Source organism: Sphingobium sp. TomTYG73, from assembly GCF_055394245.1.
Genome location: NZ_AP027340.1, coordinates 86,302 through 101,431 on the forward strand (window position 1 = coordinate 86,302; position 15,130 = coordinate 101,431).

17 protein-coding genes are annotated in these 15,130 nt (G+C 63.5%); 13 read left to right on the plus strand and 4 right to left on the minus strand.

What is annotated here, in order from left to right:
• The first annotated feature begins 8 nt into the window (after nt 1-8).
• The 12 genes from ACZ5TH_RS13370 (at nt 9) to ACZ5TH_RS13425 (ending at nt 10,465) form a co-directional block, all read left to right on the plus strand.
• The gene (locus ACZ5TH_RS13370) at nt 9-1,049 is read left to right on the plus strand and encodes an acyl-CoA dehydrogenase family protein (RefSeq protein ID WP_464795503.1); all 1,041 of its coding nucleotides are present in this window, start codon (nt 9-11) and stop codon (nt 1,047-1,049) included.
• Nucleotides 1,050-1,051: 2 nt separating this feature from the next.
• A complete protein-coding gene (locus tag ACZ5TH_RS13375) occupies nt 1,052-2,203 on the plus strand; it encodes an acetyl-CoA C-acetyltransferase (RefSeq protein ID WP_464795504.1) in 1,152 nt (383 codons plus the stop codon).
• A 15-nt stretch (nt 2,204-2,218) separates the two neighbouring features.
• Complete coding sequence (locus ACZ5TH_RS13380; RefSeq protein ID WP_464795505.1) at nt 2,219-2,869, plus strand: gamma carbonic anhydrase family protein; 651 nt, start codon at nt 2,219-2,221, stop codon at nt 2,867-2,869.
• On the plus strand, nt 2,866-3,312 hold the full coding sequence (locus ACZ5TH_RS13385) for a nuclear transport factor 2 family protein (RefSeq protein WP_464795506.1): 447 nt from the start codon (nt 2,866-2,868) through the stop codon (nt 3,310-3,312). The genes ACZ5TH_RS13380 and ACZ5TH_RS13385 overlap by 4 nt, the downstream gene beginning before the upstream one ends.
• 13 nt (nt 3,313-3,325) lie before the next feature.
• Entirely contained in the window at nt 3,326-4,231 is a 906-nt protein-coding gene (locus ACZ5TH_RS13390; protein ID WP_464795507.1) for an SDR family oxidoreductase, read from the plus strand.
• Complete coding sequence (locus ACZ5TH_RS13395; RefSeq protein WP_464795508.1) at nt 4,231-5,307, plus strand: acyl-CoA dehydrogenase family protein; 1,077 nt, start codon at nt 4,231-4,233, stop codon at nt 5,305-5,307. Before ACZ5TH_RS13390 ends, ACZ5TH_RS13395 begins: the two co-directional genes overlap by 1 nt.
• On the plus strand, nt 5,304-6,095 hold the full coding sequence (locus ACZ5TH_RS13400) for an SDR family oxidoreductase (RefSeq protein ID WP_460988414.1): 792 nt from the start codon (nt 5,304-5,306) through the stop codon (nt 6,093-6,095). Before ACZ5TH_RS13395 ends, ACZ5TH_RS13400 begins: the two co-directional genes overlap by 4 nt.
• Before the next feature lies 1 nt (nt 6,096).
• Complete coding sequence (locus ACZ5TH_RS13405; protein ID WP_464795509.1) at nt 6,097-6,558, plus strand: MaoC family dehydratase; 462 nt, start codon at nt 6,097-6,099, stop codon at nt 6,556-6,558.
• A gap of 5 nt (nt 6,559-6,563) precedes the next feature.
• On the plus strand, nt 6,564-7,004 hold the full coding sequence (locus ACZ5TH_RS13410) for a nuclear transport factor 2 family protein (protein WP_464795510.1): 441 nt from the start codon (nt 6,564-6,566) through the stop codon (nt 7,002-7,004).
• 57 nt (nt 7,005-7,061) lie between these two features.
• Nucleotides 7,062-8,264 carry an acetyl-CoA C-acyltransferase gene (locus ACZ5TH_RS13415; RefSeq protein WP_464795511.1) on the plus strand — a complete coding sequence of 401 codons (1,203 nt, stop codon included), beginning with the start codon at nt 7,062-7,064 and terminating at the stop codon, nt 8,262-8,264.
• Between the two features lie 3 nt (nt 8,265-8,267).
• A complete protein-coding gene (locus tag ACZ5TH_RS13420; RefSeq protein WP_464795512.1) occupies nt 8,268-9,440 on the plus strand; it encodes an acyl-CoA dehydrogenase family protein in 1,173 nt (390 codons plus the stop codon).
• 77 nt (nt 9,441-9,517) lie between these two features.
• Entirely contained in the window at nt 9,518-10,465 is a 948-nt protein-coding gene (locus tag ACZ5TH_RS13425; protein WP_464772694.1) for an alpha/beta hydrolase, read from the plus strand.
• Between the two features lie 422 nt (nt 10,466-10,887).
• Here the strand turns inward: ACZ5TH_RS13425 and ACZ5TH_RS13430 are convergent, their stop codons facing one another.
• Both ACZ5TH_RS13430 and ACZ5TH_RS13435 read right to left on the minus strand, forming a co-directional pair.
• Nucleotides 10,888-11,370: a nuclear transport factor 2 family protein gene (locus tag ACZ5TH_RS13430; protein WP_464795513.1), complete on the minus strand. Its 483-nt coding sequence runs from the start codon at nt 11,368-11,370 to the stop codon at nt 10,888-10,890.
• Entirely contained in the window at nt 11,349-12,437 is a 1,089-nt protein-coding gene (locus tag ACZ5TH_RS13435; protein WP_464795514.1) for a DUF1214 domain-containing protein, read from the minus strand. The genes ACZ5TH_RS13430 and ACZ5TH_RS13435 overlap by 22 nt, the downstream gene beginning before the upstream one ends.
• A 103-nt stretch (nt 12,438-12,540) precedes the next feature.
• Here ACZ5TH_RS13435 and ACZ5TH_RS13440 point away from each other — a divergent pair, with 103 nt between their 5' ends.
• Nucleotides 12,541-12,942 carry a VOC family protein gene (locus ACZ5TH_RS13440; RefSeq protein ID WP_460988716.1) on the plus strand — a complete coding sequence of 134 codons (402 nt, stop codon included), beginning with the start codon at nt 12,541-12,543 and terminating at the stop codon, nt 12,940-12,942.
• Between the two features lie 242 nt (nt 12,943-13,184).
• On the opposite strand, the gene ACZ5TH_RS13445 is transcribed toward ACZ5TH_RS13440, so the two are convergent.
• Together ACZ5TH_RS13445 and ACZ5TH_RS13450 are read right to left on the minus strand one after the other, a co-directional pair.
• The gene (locus tag ACZ5TH_RS13445) at nt 13,185-14,258 is read right to left on the minus strand and encodes an alcohol dehydrogenase catalytic domain-containing protein (RefSeq protein WP_464795515.1); all 1,074 of its coding nucleotides are present in this window, start codon (nt 14,256-14,258) and stop codon (nt 13,185-13,187) included.
• Nucleotides 14,255-14,770, minus strand: a complete 516-nt coding sequence (locus ACZ5TH_RS13450) for a nuclear transport factor 2 family protein (protein ID WP_464772689.1) — start codon at nt 14,768-14,770, stop codon at nt 14,255-14,257. The genes ACZ5TH_RS13445 and ACZ5TH_RS13450 overlap by 4 nt, the downstream gene beginning before the upstream one ends.
• Nucleotides 14,771-15,130 lie beyond the last annotated feature (360 nt).

Below are 15,130 nucleotides of genomic sequence, written 5' to 3' on the forward strand. Positions count from 1 at the left end.
GATTTAAGATGGATTTCACCTTAAGCGAAGAACAGCTGATGTTCGCCGAGACCGCGCGCTCGCTGTTCGCCGACAGCTGCACGCCCGATCATTGGCGCAAGATGATGGAAGCAGGCGTGGCGCGCGACGATGCGCGCTGGGCCTCCATCGTGGAAACCGGGCTGACGCTGGTGCTGCTGCCCGAAAGCGCGGGTGGCATCGGGCTTGGCGAGACTGACTTTGCCCTGATTGCGCAGGAAGCGGGTTATGTCGCGCTGCCCGAGCCGTTGGTGGAAAGCGCAGGGGTCGCCGCGCCGATGCTGGCGGCGCTGGCCCCCGACAGTGACGTGCTGGCCGATCCGAGCGCGACGATTGCGATCCAGCATCCGCTCAACCCCTTCGTCGCCAATGCGGACAGCGCGGCGGCTATTATCCTGCATGATGGCGGTGAGGCCTATCTGGTGACGCCCGATCAGGTGATGCTGACGGCGCAGCCCAGCATCGATCCGTTCCGCCGCATCTTCTCCGTCGCGTGGAGCAAGGACAAGGCGACGGCTTTGGGCAAGGCGGATTGGGACTTGGCGCTCGACCGCGCGGCGCTGTTCAACGCTGCCTTTGGCCTCGGCCTGGCCCAGCGGTCGGTCGACCTCGCCGTCGACTATGCCAAGGAACGGCAGCAGTTCGGAAAGCCCATCGGCAGCTATCAGGCGGTCAAGCATCACCTGGCCTCCGCTCAGGTCGCGATTGAATTCGCCAAGCCCGTGGTGGCAGCGGCGGCCGCCGAAATCGGCGCGCGCGACACGCAAGCCCGCGCCCGTGTCAGCCATGCCAAGCTGGTGGCCCTTGAGGCCGCCGACAAGGCCGCCCGCGCCTCGATCCAGGTGCATGGCGCGATGGGTTACAGCTGGGAGGTGGACGTCCACCTCTTCTTGAAGCGCGCCCTTGCCCTGACGCAAACATGGGGCACCCCCGCCCATCACCGCGCGCGCATCGCCACGCGCATCTTCACCCAGCCCATGGGGCCGGACCAGACCTTTGCCAGAGACGCTGGACAAAAGCAGGAAGCTTGAAAATGCCTGAAGCCTATATCGTCGACGCCGTCCGCACCCCCATCGGCCGCAAGAAGGGCAGCCTCGCCGCCGTCCATCCCGCCGACCTTGGCGCGCACCCGATCCGCGAACTGGTCAAGCGCACCGGCATCGACCCGTCAGGCGTCGATGACGTGGTGTGGGGCTGCACCGAGACGATCGGCGGCCAGGCAGGCGATATCGGCCGCACCGCATGGCTGGTCGCAGGCCTGCCGGAGGAAATCCCCGGCGTCACCGTCGACCGCCAGTGCGGCTCTTCGCAGCAGGCCGTCCACTTCGCCGCGCAAGGCGTGATGAGCGGCACCCAGGATCTGGTGGTCGCGGGCGGCAGCCAGGCGATGAACCAGATCCCGATCATGGCCGCGATGATCGCGGGCGCGCAATATGGTTTCGACAGCCCGTTCCACGGGTCGAAGGGCTGGGTCGAGCGCTATGGCATGGAAGAGGTCAACCAGATCAAGTCGGCCGAGATGATCGCCGACAAATGGGGCATCAGCCGGGAAGCGATGGAAGCCTTCGCCCTCGCCTCCCACCAGCGCGCGCAGGCCGCCTGGGACAATGGCTGGTTCGATCATGAAGTCGCACCGCTCGAGGGCCTCACCCGCGACGAAACCATCCGCCCCACCACCTCGCTTGAGGGCCTCGCGTCCTTGAAGCCCGTCAATGAAGGCGGCATCGTCACCGCAGGGGTCGCCAGCCAGAATTGCGACGCCGCCGCCGCGCTGCTGATCGCCAGCGAGCAGGCGGTCAAGGACCATGGCCTCAAGCCCCGCGCGCGCATCCATCACCTGTCCGTCCGCGCCGCCAACCCGGTGTGGATGCTGACCGGCCCGATCCCCGCCACCCAATATGCGCTCAAGAAGGCGGGCATGGCGATCGGCGACATCGATCTGTTCGAATGCAACGAGGCCTTTGCCAGCGTCACCATGGCCTGGATGAAGGAACTCGCTATCCCGCACGAAAAGGTCAATGTGCAGGGCGGCGCGATCGCGCTCGGCCATCCGATCGGGGCTACCGGCGCGCGGCTGATGACCACGCTGCTGGGCGCCCTTGAACGCACCGGCGGCCGCTATGGCCTCCAGACCATGTGCGAAGGCGGCGGCCAGGCCAACGTCACCATCATCGAGCGGCTCTAAGAGACGAGGCGCTCCATGCCCGCCTACGCCTATCAGGGGATCACCCCCGTCGTCGATCCGACCAGCTACGTCCATCCGCTCGCGTCGCTGATCGGCGACGTGATCGTGGGGCCGGGCTGCTTCATCGCGCCGGGTGCCTCGCTGCGGGGCGATTTCGGGCGGATCGTGGTGGAAGGCGACAGCTCGATCCAGGACAATGTGTCGGTCCATGCCAACCAGTTGCGCGACACGGTCATCCGTCGCGGCGCGACCATCGCCCATGGCTCGATCATCCATGGCTGCGAGATCGGCGAAAATGCGCTTGTCGGGATGAACGCGGTGATCCTCGACAATGCCGTCATAGGTGACGAAAATCTCGTCGCCGCCCTTGCCCTTGTGAAGTCCGACACGGTGACCCCGCCACGCAGCCTGGTCGTCGGCAATCCGGCCAAGGTGGTCAAGACCTTCGAGCCGCATCAGGTCACCTGGCGCAACAATGGCGAGGGCGAATATCAAAAGCTCGCCAAGGCCGCGCTGACTGGGCTGGTCGAGGCCGAGCCGCTGCGCGAAGCCAGCCCGGAGCGGCAGGCGCAGCGCGTGGCGTCGGACGCTGTCGCCGTGCGCCTCACCGGCGAGACCGCGCAGCATCGTGAGAAACAGGCGGCGCAGCGGGAAGGCCAAGCATGAACAGCGCTGTCGCCATCACCAACCTCCTCTACCGCTATGCCGAACTGATGGACGCAGGCGACCTCGAAGGCGTCGCCGCCCTGTTCGAGCGCGCGGCGATCAAGACCGGCGGCGGCGAAATGGTCGAAGGCGCAGCGCCGATGCTGGCGCTCTGGCGCGCTCATGTGCGCATCCATGACGATGGCACGCCGCGCACCAAACATGTCATCACCAATCCCATCGTCGAGGTGGACGAGGACGCGGGCACCGCCACCTGCCGCTCTTACTATACCGTGTTTCAGGCAACGCAGGACCTGCCGCTCCAGGCGATCTGCGCGGGCCGCTATCATGACGCCTTCGTCCGCACGGACGGGGCATGGCATTTTTCCGGGCGGGATTATTCCCTGCTCGATCTCGTTGGGGACTTGAACCAGCATCTGCTGATCCCCGTCGCAGCGCAATGAAGGAGTAAGGCAAGTGGGTATCTGCGAAGGACGTGTTGCGATCGTGACCGGGGCGGGCAATGGGCTGGGCAAGGCCTATGCGCTGGGTCTCGCGGCGCAAGGCTGCAAGGTCGTGGTCAACGACCTTGGCGTTGGCACCCATGGCGAGGCGGGCGAAACCAAGGGCGCGGCCGAGCAGGTGGTCGATGAGATCCGCGCCATGGGCGGCGAGGCCGTCGCCAACACCGACGATGTCGCTGAATGGGACTCAGGCAAGCGCATGGTCGAACAGGCGCTCGACAGCTTCGGGAGCTTGCATGCCGTAGTCAACAATGCAGGCTTCGTGCGCGACCGCATGTTCTTCACCTGTAGCCCGGAAGAATGGGACGCGGTGATCCGCGTCCATCTGCGCGGCCATTTCTGCACCTCGCGCCACGCCGCTGAATATTGGCGCGCGCAAAGCAAGGCCGGCAACCCGGTCGATGCGCGCATCATCAACACGACCTCTGGCGCGGGCTTGCAGGGCTCGGTCGGCCAGTCGGCCTATTCGACCGCCAAGGGCGGCATCGCCACGCTCACCCTCGTACAGGCCGCCGAGCTTGGCCGCCTGGGCATCACCGCCAATGCGCTCGCGCCCAATGCCCGCACCCGCATGACCAATACCGGCGCGTTCGACATGGAGGCGAAAGAAGGCGAGTTCGACCTGTTCGCGCCGGAAAACATGGCGCCGCTGGTCGCCTATCTGGTGTCGGAACAGTCGAAGGGCGTGACGGGCCAGGTGTTTGAATTGAAGGGCGGACAGGTCTTCCTCTCGCAAGGCTGGACCGACAGCCCCGCCTTCGACAAGGGTGCGCGGATTGACGCCAGCGAGATGGACGCGATCGTGCGGGGGCTTCTCCAAACCCGCGAGCCTGCAAAGCCCGTTTACGGAGCCGCCTGATGGACTTCGCGCTCAGCGACGACCAGCGCGCGATCCAGGAAGCGGCGCGTGACTTCCTGACCGACGCCGCCAACCCGGATGTCATCCGCGCCGCCGTCGAAGGGACGAGCGGCTTTGACGAGAGCCTGTGGTCGAGCCTTGGCGAAATGGGTTTTGCCGGACTGATGATCCCCGAAGCCCAAGGCGGCCTTGGCCTGGGCGCGGTCGAAATGGCGCTGGTCCTCGAAGAAACCGGCCGGGTCCTCGCGCCCGTGCCCTTCTTCGAGACCGCCGTGCTCGCCGTGCAAGCCATCCTGGCGGCAGGCAGCGAGGAACAGAAGGCAGCGCTGCTCCCCCGCCTCGCGTCGGGCACGCGCGCCAGTTTCGCCGGGACCGCAAGCCGCCCGACCCTCACCAACGGCAAGCTCAGCGGCACCGCGCAGTTCGTGACCTTCGGCCATGTGGCAGAGCTGATCGTGGTGGCCACCGCTGACGAGAGCCTCATCGTCCTCGAAGCCGACACCCCCGGCCTCGTCATCGAGGCGCTGCCCGCGCTCGACCGCACCCGCCGCTTTGCGACGCTGACCTTCGATTGCGCCGTGACGCCGGAGATGATCCTGGGCGCCCCCGGCAGCGCCAAGGCCGCGATCGCGCGCACCCTCACCATCGGCGCTGGCCTGCTCACCGCCGAACAGACCGGCGGCATGCAGTACAGCCTCGACGCCACCGTCGACTATGCCAAGCAGCGCGTCCAGTTCGGCCGCCTCATCGGCTCCTTCCAAGCCTATAAACATATGCTCGCCGACATGATGCTGCTGGTCGAAGCCTCGCGCTCGGCCGCCTATTATGCCGCCGCCGCGATCGATGAAAATGGCGAGGAACTGGCCGAGGCGGCCCATGCCGCGCGCGCCTATGTCTCCGACGCCTATTGCTCGGTCGCAGGCGACGCCATCCAGCTTCATGGCGGCATCGGCTTTACCTGGGAACATCACGCCCATCTCTATTTCAAGCGCGCCAGAGCTTGCGCCAGCTGGCTCGGAACCCCCGACCAGCATCGCGAAGCCCTCGCCCAGATCATCATGAAGGACGCCGCATGACCCCGACTTCTCCTGTGCCCCCCTATCCGACCCCGCTCGGCATGCTCAAGGGCAAGACCGTGGTCGTCACCGCCGCGGCCGGCACCGGCATCGGCTTTGCCGCCGCCAAGCGCGCCGCCGAGGAAGGGGCAAAGCTCCTCATCAGCGACTTCCACGAACGCCGCCTCAATGAAGCGGCCGACCGCATCGCTGACGAAGCCAAGGTCGAGCGTCCCGCCACCTTCGTGTGCGACGTCACCAGCGAGGAGGCCGTGCAGGCCCTGCGCGACGCATCGCTCGCAGCATTGGGCAAGGTCGATGTCCTCATCAACAATGCGGGCCTGGGCGGCGAGGCCGACATCGTCGATATGACCGACGAGCAGTGGGCGCGCGTGTTCGACGTCACCTTGACCTCGCTGTTCCGCATGACCCGCGCCTTCCTGCCGTCAATGTATGCCAACAAGTCGGGCGTCATGGTCAACAACGCCTCGGTGCTGGGCTGGCGCGCGCAAAAGGGCCAGGCCCATTATGCCGCCGCAAAGGCAGGGGTGATGGCCTTCACCCGCTGCGCCGCGATCGAGGCGGCCGAACATGGCGTACGCATCAATGCGGTCTCGCCATCCCTTGCCATGCACCCCTTCCTCGCCAAGGTGACCACCCAGGAAGCTTTGGACAAGCTGGTCGAGAAGGAAGCGTTCAAGCGCCCCGCCGAGGTCTGGGAAATCGCCAATGTGATGATGTTCCTCGCCTCTGACCTCTCCTCCTACATGACCGGCGAGATCGTCGCGGTCTCGAGCCAGCGGGCGTAAGATGGCGACCATCTTCGAGAATCCCCGCGACCTGCTCGGCAAGGAAGGCACCAAGCTCGACACCGCCGACTGGCTCACCATCGACCAGCCGCGGATCGACGCCTTTGCCGAGTGCACCGGCGACCATCAGTGGATCCATGTCGATCCGGTGCGCGCCAAGGACGGTCCGTTCGGCGCGACCATCGCGCATGGTTACTTGACCCTTTCCCTCGTCAACCTGTTCATGCCCCAGATCGTCGAGGTCCGGCGGTTTTCCGCAGGGGTCAATGTCGGCATGGACAGGACCCGCTTCCTCAATCCGGTGGTCGTTGGCTCGCGCATTCGCGGTACCGGCGAAATCGTCTCGGTCGAGGAAGTGAAGGGCGGCGCCATCCAGGCGGTGATCCGCGTCACCGTCGAGATCGAAGGAAAAGACAAGCCCGCCTGCGTGGTCGATACCATCAACCGCTATTTTCCGGAATAACGGCCTTGGCCCGCGCCATCCTCGCCCTCACATTGAGCCTTCTCGCCGCTACCCCAGCTGGAGCCAAAACCATGCCCGATCCCGTCAAGATGGAATCCGCCGTCCACGCCTATGTCGCCGCGTTCGAAGCGGGCAGCGCCGACCAGGTCGCCGCCCTCTATGCGCAGGATGCAACCGTTGAAGACCCGATCGGCTCGCCCATCCACAAGGGCCGCGAAGCCATTCGCGCCTTTTACGCGCAATCGATGCAGACCGGCGCGAAATTGAAGCTCGAAGGCCCGGTGCGCGTGGCAGGCGATTATGCCGTCTTCCCCTTCTCGGTGAACCTCAACTATGATGGCGGCCACAAGCGCATCGACGTCATCGACACCTTCCGCTTCAACGACGCCAATGAAGTGATTGAAATGCGCGCCTTCTGGGGCCCCACCAACATGCACGGCTTCTAAGCCGCCCACCTTCTCCCGGCGGGCGCGAAACATAGAAATAGACAAGGACATTTACCCATGCGTGAAGCAGCCATCATCTCGACCGCCCGCACTGGCGTTGGCAAAGCCTATCGCGGCGCGTTCAACGACACCGAAGCGCCGTTCATGTCCTCCCATGTGGTCGACGCCGCCATCGCCCGCGCTGGCATCGATCCCGCCCGCGTCGATGACGTGTATCTGGGCGTCGCCAACCAGTGGAACACGCAAAGCTACAATGTCGGCCGTTTGACCGTCCATGGCTCGGTCCTCCCCGACACCACCAGCGGTTTTTCGATGGACCGCAAATGCTCGTCCGGCCTCAATGCGCTGGCGTTCGCCGCACGCGGCATCATCGCCAATGAGATTGACTGCGCCGTCTCGGGCGGCGTGGAAAATGTCTCGCTCACCATCGACAAGCATTATCCCGCCTTCCGCAACCGCTCCGAGTTCATCAAGGCGCGCGATCCCAACGCCTATATGGTGATGATCGAGACCGCCGAGATCGTCGCCGAGCGCTATGGCATCAGCCGCGAGGACCAGGACCGCTTTGCCGCCCAGTCGCAGCAGCGCGCCGCCGCCGCCCAGGCCGCAGGCAAGTTCGATGACGAAATCGTTCCGATCACGGTCACCAAGGCCCTGTTCGACAAGGAAGGCAATGAGACCGGCAAGGAAGAGCTGACGCTTGACCGTGACGAGGGCATCCGCGCGGGCACGACCTACGAAAAGCTCGCGGAGCTGAAGCCCGTGTTCAAGAACGGACAGGTCATCAAGGAAGGCAAGCACGTCACCGCGGGCAATGCCAGCCAGCTATCCGACGGCGCCTCGGCCCAGGTCGTCATGGACCTTGCCACCGCGCAGAAGGAAGGCCTGCCCATCCTCGGCATCTATCGGGGTTTTCAGGTCGCAGGCTGCGGCGCCGACGAAATGGGCATTGGTCCTGTATTCGCCATCCCCAAGCTGCTCGAGCGCGCAGGCCTCAAGATGGACGACATCGGCCTGTGGGAACTCAACGAAGCGTTCGCCAACCAGGCGATCTACTGCCAGCGCACCTTGGGCATCGATCCGGACAAGCTCAACGTCAATGGCGGCGGCATCGCCATCGGCCACCCCTTCGCCATGACCGGCTCGCGCCTTGCTGGCCATGCCCTCATCGAAGGCAAGCGCCGCGGCGTCAAATATGTGGTCGTCTCCATGTGCGTCGCGGGCGGCATGGGCGCGGCCGGTCTGTTCGAGGTCGCCTGATCCATGCAACTCGCCTTCGCCCCTGAATTGAAAGCCTTCCGCGAGGAGGCCGCGAGCTGGCTCAACGAGCAGCTCGCCGGTCCCTTCAAGGCCATCCGCGGCCAGACCAACCAGGTCGACAATGTCGAGCTACGCCGCGCCTGGGAAGCCGCCCTGGGCGAAGCGCGCTGGAGCGTCATTGGCTGGCCTGAGCAATGGGGCGGGCGGGGTGCCTCGATCGCCCAGCAGATCATCTTCGCCGAGGAATATGCCCGCGCCAAGGGACCGCCGCGTGCCGGGCACCTGGGGGTCGAGCTGCTCGGGCCAACGCTGATCGCGATGGGCAGCGAAGAGCAAAAGGCCCGGTTCCTCCCCGACATCGCCACCGGCAAGGCGATCTGGTGCCAGGGCTATTCTGAACCCGGCGCGGGATCGGACCTGGCCAACGTCAAGACCAAGGCCCGGCTCGAAGGCGACCGTTACATCATCGATGGGCAGAAGATCTGGACCTCGATGGGCACGATCGCCGACTGGTGCTTCGTGGTTGCCCGCACGCAGCCCGGGAGCGTCGGCAACAAGGGCCTCTCGTTCCTCATGGTCCCCATGGACCAGCCCGGGGTCACCCCCCGCCCGATCCGCCAGATGACCGGCGAGGCCGAGTTCGCCGAAGTGTTCTTCGATGGCGCGGAAGCGCTCGCGATCGACCGCATTGGCGAAGAAGGCGAAGGCTGGAAGGTCGCCATGGCCCTGCTCGGGTTCGAACGCGGGGTATCCACCCTCGCCCAGCAGATGCAGTTCAGGAACGAACTCGACGACATCATCGCCATCGCCAAGGCCAACGGCAAGGCAACCGACCCCCTCACCCGCCAGAAGATCGCCACCGCCCATGCCGGGCTCAAGATCATGCGCTACAACGCCCTGCGCATGCTCTCAGGCAGCGAAGCCAATCCCGAACTCACAGGCGCCGCCTATACCTACAAGCTCTACTGGTCCCGCTGGCACGTGGCGCTCGGCGACCTCGCCATGGCGGTCATGGGACAACAAGGCGAAATAGGCATCAACGACGAACGCATGGGTCCCCTCACAACCATGCACCTCATGTCTCGGTCCGATACCATCTACGCCGGTACAGACCAGATACAACGCAACATCATCGCCGAACGCGGATTAGCTATGCCAAGAGAACCCAGAGGATGAGGAATATTCAGTGCGTCGCTCTGGCGGCGCTCTCGAATTAAAGAAGAAGATGCACAATTGAAACGAGGAGAATAGGGATGCCGCTAGACCCGCAACTTGAGGCCATGTTCGCCAATCAGCCGGAATGGCCGCCGATCCGGACCATTCCGGTTGCTGCGTTGCGGGAGGCGGTGCGGTCGAGTTCGATCCAGCTTCCGCCACCTGCTGTATCCCTTGCCTCGATCGCCGATCGGACCATTGCGGGGCCGAACGGTGAGATACCGGTGCGCATCTATACGCCCGAGGGCGCGGGACCTTTCCCAGTCACTGCCTATTTCCATGGCGGCGGGTTCGTTGTCGGCGATCTCGACACGCAGGACATGATCGCGCGCGGGCTGGCGGCGGGCGCAGAGACCATCGTGGTGTCCGTCGACTATCGCCTCGCGCCCGAGCATAAGTTCCCGGCGGCCTTCGAGGATTGCTGGGCTGCGACGCAGTGGGTCGCGGCTAATGCGGCCGAACTGGGGGGCGATCCCGCCCTGATCGCGGTTGCTGGCGATAGCGCGGGCGGCGTGCTGGCGAGCGCCTGTGCCCTTCTCGCAAGAGACGCGGGCGCGCCCCGTATCGCGGCGCAGATCAACTGGTATGGCCCCGGCATCCATCCGATCCCAGAAGAGGGATCCGCGCTTGAATTTGCGAACGGCCCTGTGCTTCGCCTGGAAGATGCCCATTATTTCTGGGAACTACACATCAAGGACGAAAGCGATTACGACGATTTCCGCGCCAGTCCGATGAAGGCGACGAGCCATCAGGGCCTGGCGCCCGCCTTTATCGCCAGCGCCGAATGCGACCCTATCCGGGACGCGGTGGAAGCATATGCCCCGGTGCTGGAAAAGGCCGGGGTGGAAGTTCAAGTGAAGCGCTATCCCGGCATGGTGCATGGGTTCGTGTCATGGATCGGTTTCCTGCCGGGCGCGCAGGAGGCGATGGCGGATGCCTGCGCCTTTGCGAAAAAGCAGTTTGCGGCCGCCCGCCAGACCGCTTGACCGCATAAGCCGAAGGGCGGCCCTAGAAAAGCTGGAGCCGCCCTTCGGCTAGAGCATTTTCGAAGCAGATGGCATCATCTGCTGGCTCGGAAAATGCGGAAAACAAAAGACAAATAGAGCATGATCCGATCCAATCTGATCGGATCATGCTCGAGCCGGAAGCATCGTATTAAAGCCCCTTTTCCGTCACCCCGGGCTTGACCCGGGGTCCCGCTGCTTGGACAGCGTCAGATAAAGCGGGACCCCGGATCAAGTCCGGGGTGACGATCCCTTGAGCATGATCAAACTATAGAGCGCGCCGCGTTTAATCGGACGCAGATCGCGCGCTCTAGTTTTTTGTTATCGCATCGTTTTAAGCGCAAAACCGGTTCCCACTTTTGCGCACGATGCTCTCAACATCCACAGCAGGCCTTTACCCGCCGCTATCGTCCGCCAATCAACGCACGCGCTTCGGCCGATCCGTCAAGCAAGCGGTTGATGCGCCGCGCCACCTTCCATTCCGTGCCGACCCTCACGAGGTGCCAGCTATTGGCGGAGGCGCGATGGGCTTCCCAACTATCGTCCGCCTTGCGGAATACGACGGAATAGGTTCGGGCGGTTGCCCTGTCGCCGTCCAGATCGATGACCGGCGGGCTAAGGACATGGGCGGCGCCGCCATGGATCAAGCTCTGGTGGCTTTCACCCTCGAGCAAGGCCTGGATCGCGGCACGGCCCGTGTAGCTGCCGAACCCGCCGACTTCGTAGACGCCATCCTCGGTCCACAGAGCGGCGGCACCGGCGCAATCACCCGCGTCTGCCAGCGGGCCATAGCTTGCGATCAGGTCGCGTATCGCCTCCCGGTCTTCAAGGATGGCGATACGCGCGGCGAGATCGGCCGAGGCGGTCAGAGCTTTACGACCTTGCATTGCGGCACCGGATGCTCGTCAGCCTCTATCCAGCGCCAAAGGCCGGTGCCCTTGCGGTGACCCGACAGGTCGATCCAGTTGCCGTAGCCCGGGTCCTTGTCGGCGCAGACAAGGATGACGCTGCCATCATCCTCATATTTGGCCTGCGCGCCATTGACCCACACCTTGCGGTTCACATGGTCCATGGATTCCATCCACCAATTGTCGATCTGGAAGTTCCAGAAGCGGCAGCGGGGCGGCTTGGCTGTGATGACCAGCGCTTCATCAGGCGCAAGGTCGTAATAGATGTGACCGTACCAGATTTTCGGGTCGCCCCCGGCGCGCTGGTAAAAAGGCTGTTCCTTGCCATCATAGATGCGGTTGGGCTGTTCCATGAACCATTGCGACCAGTCCGCGAAGGTGTTCGCTGTTCCGCGCACCCATGCGGCAGCGCCGTTCAACTGCGCCTCGATCGTTTCAGGCGCGAGAATGACGGGGACGGCAGGCCCCTCGCTGATCCGTTCGATATGCACATCGGCAGCGACTTCCGCACGCTTGTCATTGAAGGTCTGACGGATGATCAGCAGCGTCGTGTCGTCCGCCATCGGCAGCCAGTTGCCGGGCTTTTGCGTCTTGCTGACAATAATCTCGAAGCTGCCATCCGGCCCGACCTGCATGTCGGCAAGTTCGATCTCGCCCGTGGAGGCCATCGTGCCGTCGATCGCGTAACGGTTTGCCTTCGACCCGATGGAAAAATAGGGCACGCTGTTCCGCTTGCCGGTGATGCGATAGTCGCGATCACCCCGGACGACGATTTGCTGATAGAGATTGTCCGGATTATCGGCCCCAATCTTGATCGCGTCATCGGTCAGCAGGAAAATGCGCGGAAAATCCGGATCGCTGGAATCGACCAGCATGTTGAGAGCCGACCGCGTGAGCCGGGAAAGATAACGCAATCCCTCCGCCTGGTCGATCGCGGTGCCGGGCGCGCTGGGGCGGTCCAGAACCTCGCCCGCTTGTGCCAGCTGGTCGCAGAAAGTCCGCCAGACGGCCGACAACCGCAATTCTCCACCTTCCTGTCCGGTCACCATACTCTCCTATATGCGTATTAGATGGATTGGTTTACGCCATTTTCAGGCGCTGATATGGAGATTGTCTCACATAAATGCGTAACATGAAAGGGGTTGAGGAATGACGGCATTAGCCTTCAGTTTCACCAAGATCATCGTTAAGGATCTTGCCGCTGCCGAACGCTTCTACACTCAGCTGTTCGGCCTTGAGGTGGTGGGGTATATCAATCTTGGCGAAGGCGAAGCGTTGATGAACGAGGTGATCCTCAAGACTGCTGGCGCTCAGCCGCCCGCCCCCAACTTCATTCTGGTCAGCTATCCCAACCGGAATTGCCCCGCCACCGGAGAGGCGACGACGGGGTTCGTGGTGGATGATCTTCACGCGACCCTGGCGGTTGCGACCGCCGCCGGTGCGACGATCGAACTCGGTGCGACCGACGTACCCGAACATGGTTTGCAGATGGCCTATATCCTCGACCCCCAAGGCCACAGGGTCGAGTTGCTACAGATGCTGAACGCGTAGAGCGCGCTGCGTTTAATCTGCATCACTCAACCCGTTCGGGCTGTCCTAACGAGTCACTTGCCTCGTTCGAATGTCGAAGCCCTTCCCTTTTCTAAATAGAAGTAGAGCCCTTCGACAAGCTCAGGGCGAACGGGGTTGTGAAGTGGTGCCGAAATAAAGCACGAAGCTCTGGGATGTGTGGTTTGAGTGATCGTCACCCCGGGTCGAGCCCGGGGTGACGGAAGGGAGTAGGATGCTCTCAATCACATTTCGTGGTCGATGACGGCGCGGGTTACTTCCCCCGCCTTCAGCGCGGCGATGGCATCGTTGATCTGATCGAGCGGCCAGATGCCGCTGATCTGGTCGGCGATGTTCAACCGGCCGTCGCGCGCCTGTGCGATGAGTTCGGGATAATCGCGGTCGGGCAGCGCGCCGCCGTTCATTGTCGCGATCACCTCGCCGCCCATCACGAAGCTGCCGAGCGGGAGCGCCGCTTCCGCGCCGGGGCGTGACATGCCGATCAGCACCACCCGGCCACCGCGCTTCGTGCAGCGCAAGGCGGTGTTGATCGCGCCGACCGCGCCGCTGCATTCCACCACCACATCGATAGGGCCATATTCGCCAGCCAAAGCGGCGGCGGCCGTTTCGCTGTCCTGTGTGGGGTCTGCGAGGACAAAGTCGGTCGCGCCGAATTGCCGCGCCGTCGCTTCCTTCGCGGGATTGGCGTCGACAGCGATTACATGGGCACCGTTCCGGGCGGCGCCCTGAATGGCGTTGACGCCGATGCCGCCGACACCAAAAACGGCCACGGTGTCCCCGGCGCGCACGCGGCCCAGAACGCGGGCGGCGCAGACACCGGTCGAGACCGCGCACCCGATCAGCGCGCCTTGGTCCAACGGCAGGTCATCGATGGCGAACAGCTGCGATGCCTTCACCACGATTTCGCTAGCGAAGGAGGAGACGTTGGCAAAGGACGCAACGGGCTTTCCATCCAGCGTGAAGGGGAAGCCCGGCGCAAAACCCCAATTAATGTCGCAATTATGCGGTTCGCCACGCTGGCATTCACGGCACTCCCCACAAGGCGTTTGCGTACCCACGCAGACATGGTCGCCTATGGCCCAGCCTTCGACGCCCGGCCCCAGCTCCGCAATCTCGCCAGCCGCTTCATGGCCCAGGACGACCGGCAAGTTAGGCAGATGCGGGGTCAGCATCGCGATGTCGCTATGACAGATGCCCGACCGCAGCACGCGGACGCGCACCTCGCCCGGACCGACAGGGCGAAGCGTCAACTGGTCGCTGACGAATAGCGACTGTCCATCCCAGACCGCGGCCCTCATGCGCTCAACCCCGCCAGCAGGGGATAACGGAAGGAGGGATCATCCCGATCCGCGCGGCCATTGGGTGCGTCCTTGCTCATGCGTTCAAAAGCCTCTTCATCAACCGGCACGATCGATCCATGATCGAACACCAGGCTGCGATAAGTGAATTTCCATTCGCCATCCCGCCGTTCATATCGATCGAGATAGCGGCCAAGGGCGATGAACAGCTTTGCGCCCGGCCCATGGGTCCGGTGCCATGCCTCCACATAATGTTCACCCTCGGCATGGTCGCCATCGATCACGAACAGGCTGTTCGTAATATTGTGGCGAGTGAGGTCCCAATGCGCGGTGATTTCGGGTAGCCAGGCAACGAAGTCGTCGGGACCTCCCTGAAACATTGCCCCATGATCGTCGATCGCGTCATCATGATACAGCGTTCGCACCAAGGCGAAGTCGCGGCGATCACATCCACGGCAGTAGCGCATGACCAGATCATGTAGTGCAATCCGGTCGAGCAATGGCTGCGACATCTATCTCTCCATTACCGGGCGGTTGCCGGCATATTATCGTCAAGTGAGCGGAATAGCCGCCCTCCATCCTATAAGGAAGGCGCAAAAGAGCCTGTCTGCTGTTTTCGCGACAGGGCGACTGGCCGTCCAAATCATTTGGCGATGGGTCGTAAATCGCCTATAAACCATGCAACCCCGCCGAAGAAAATGGGGAAGAGGATGGAACCTGACAGCTCGGTATTTCTGCTCTGTCCATTTCGATTGCTGTGCCTGGCCAGCGGCCTGTCCGCGCTAGTGGGATTCAGCGTCATCCTTCTGCTGACATAATTTCATTTCCGATTCCGCGTCGGAAAAAACTTGCCTTCCGCCTGCGGCAAACTT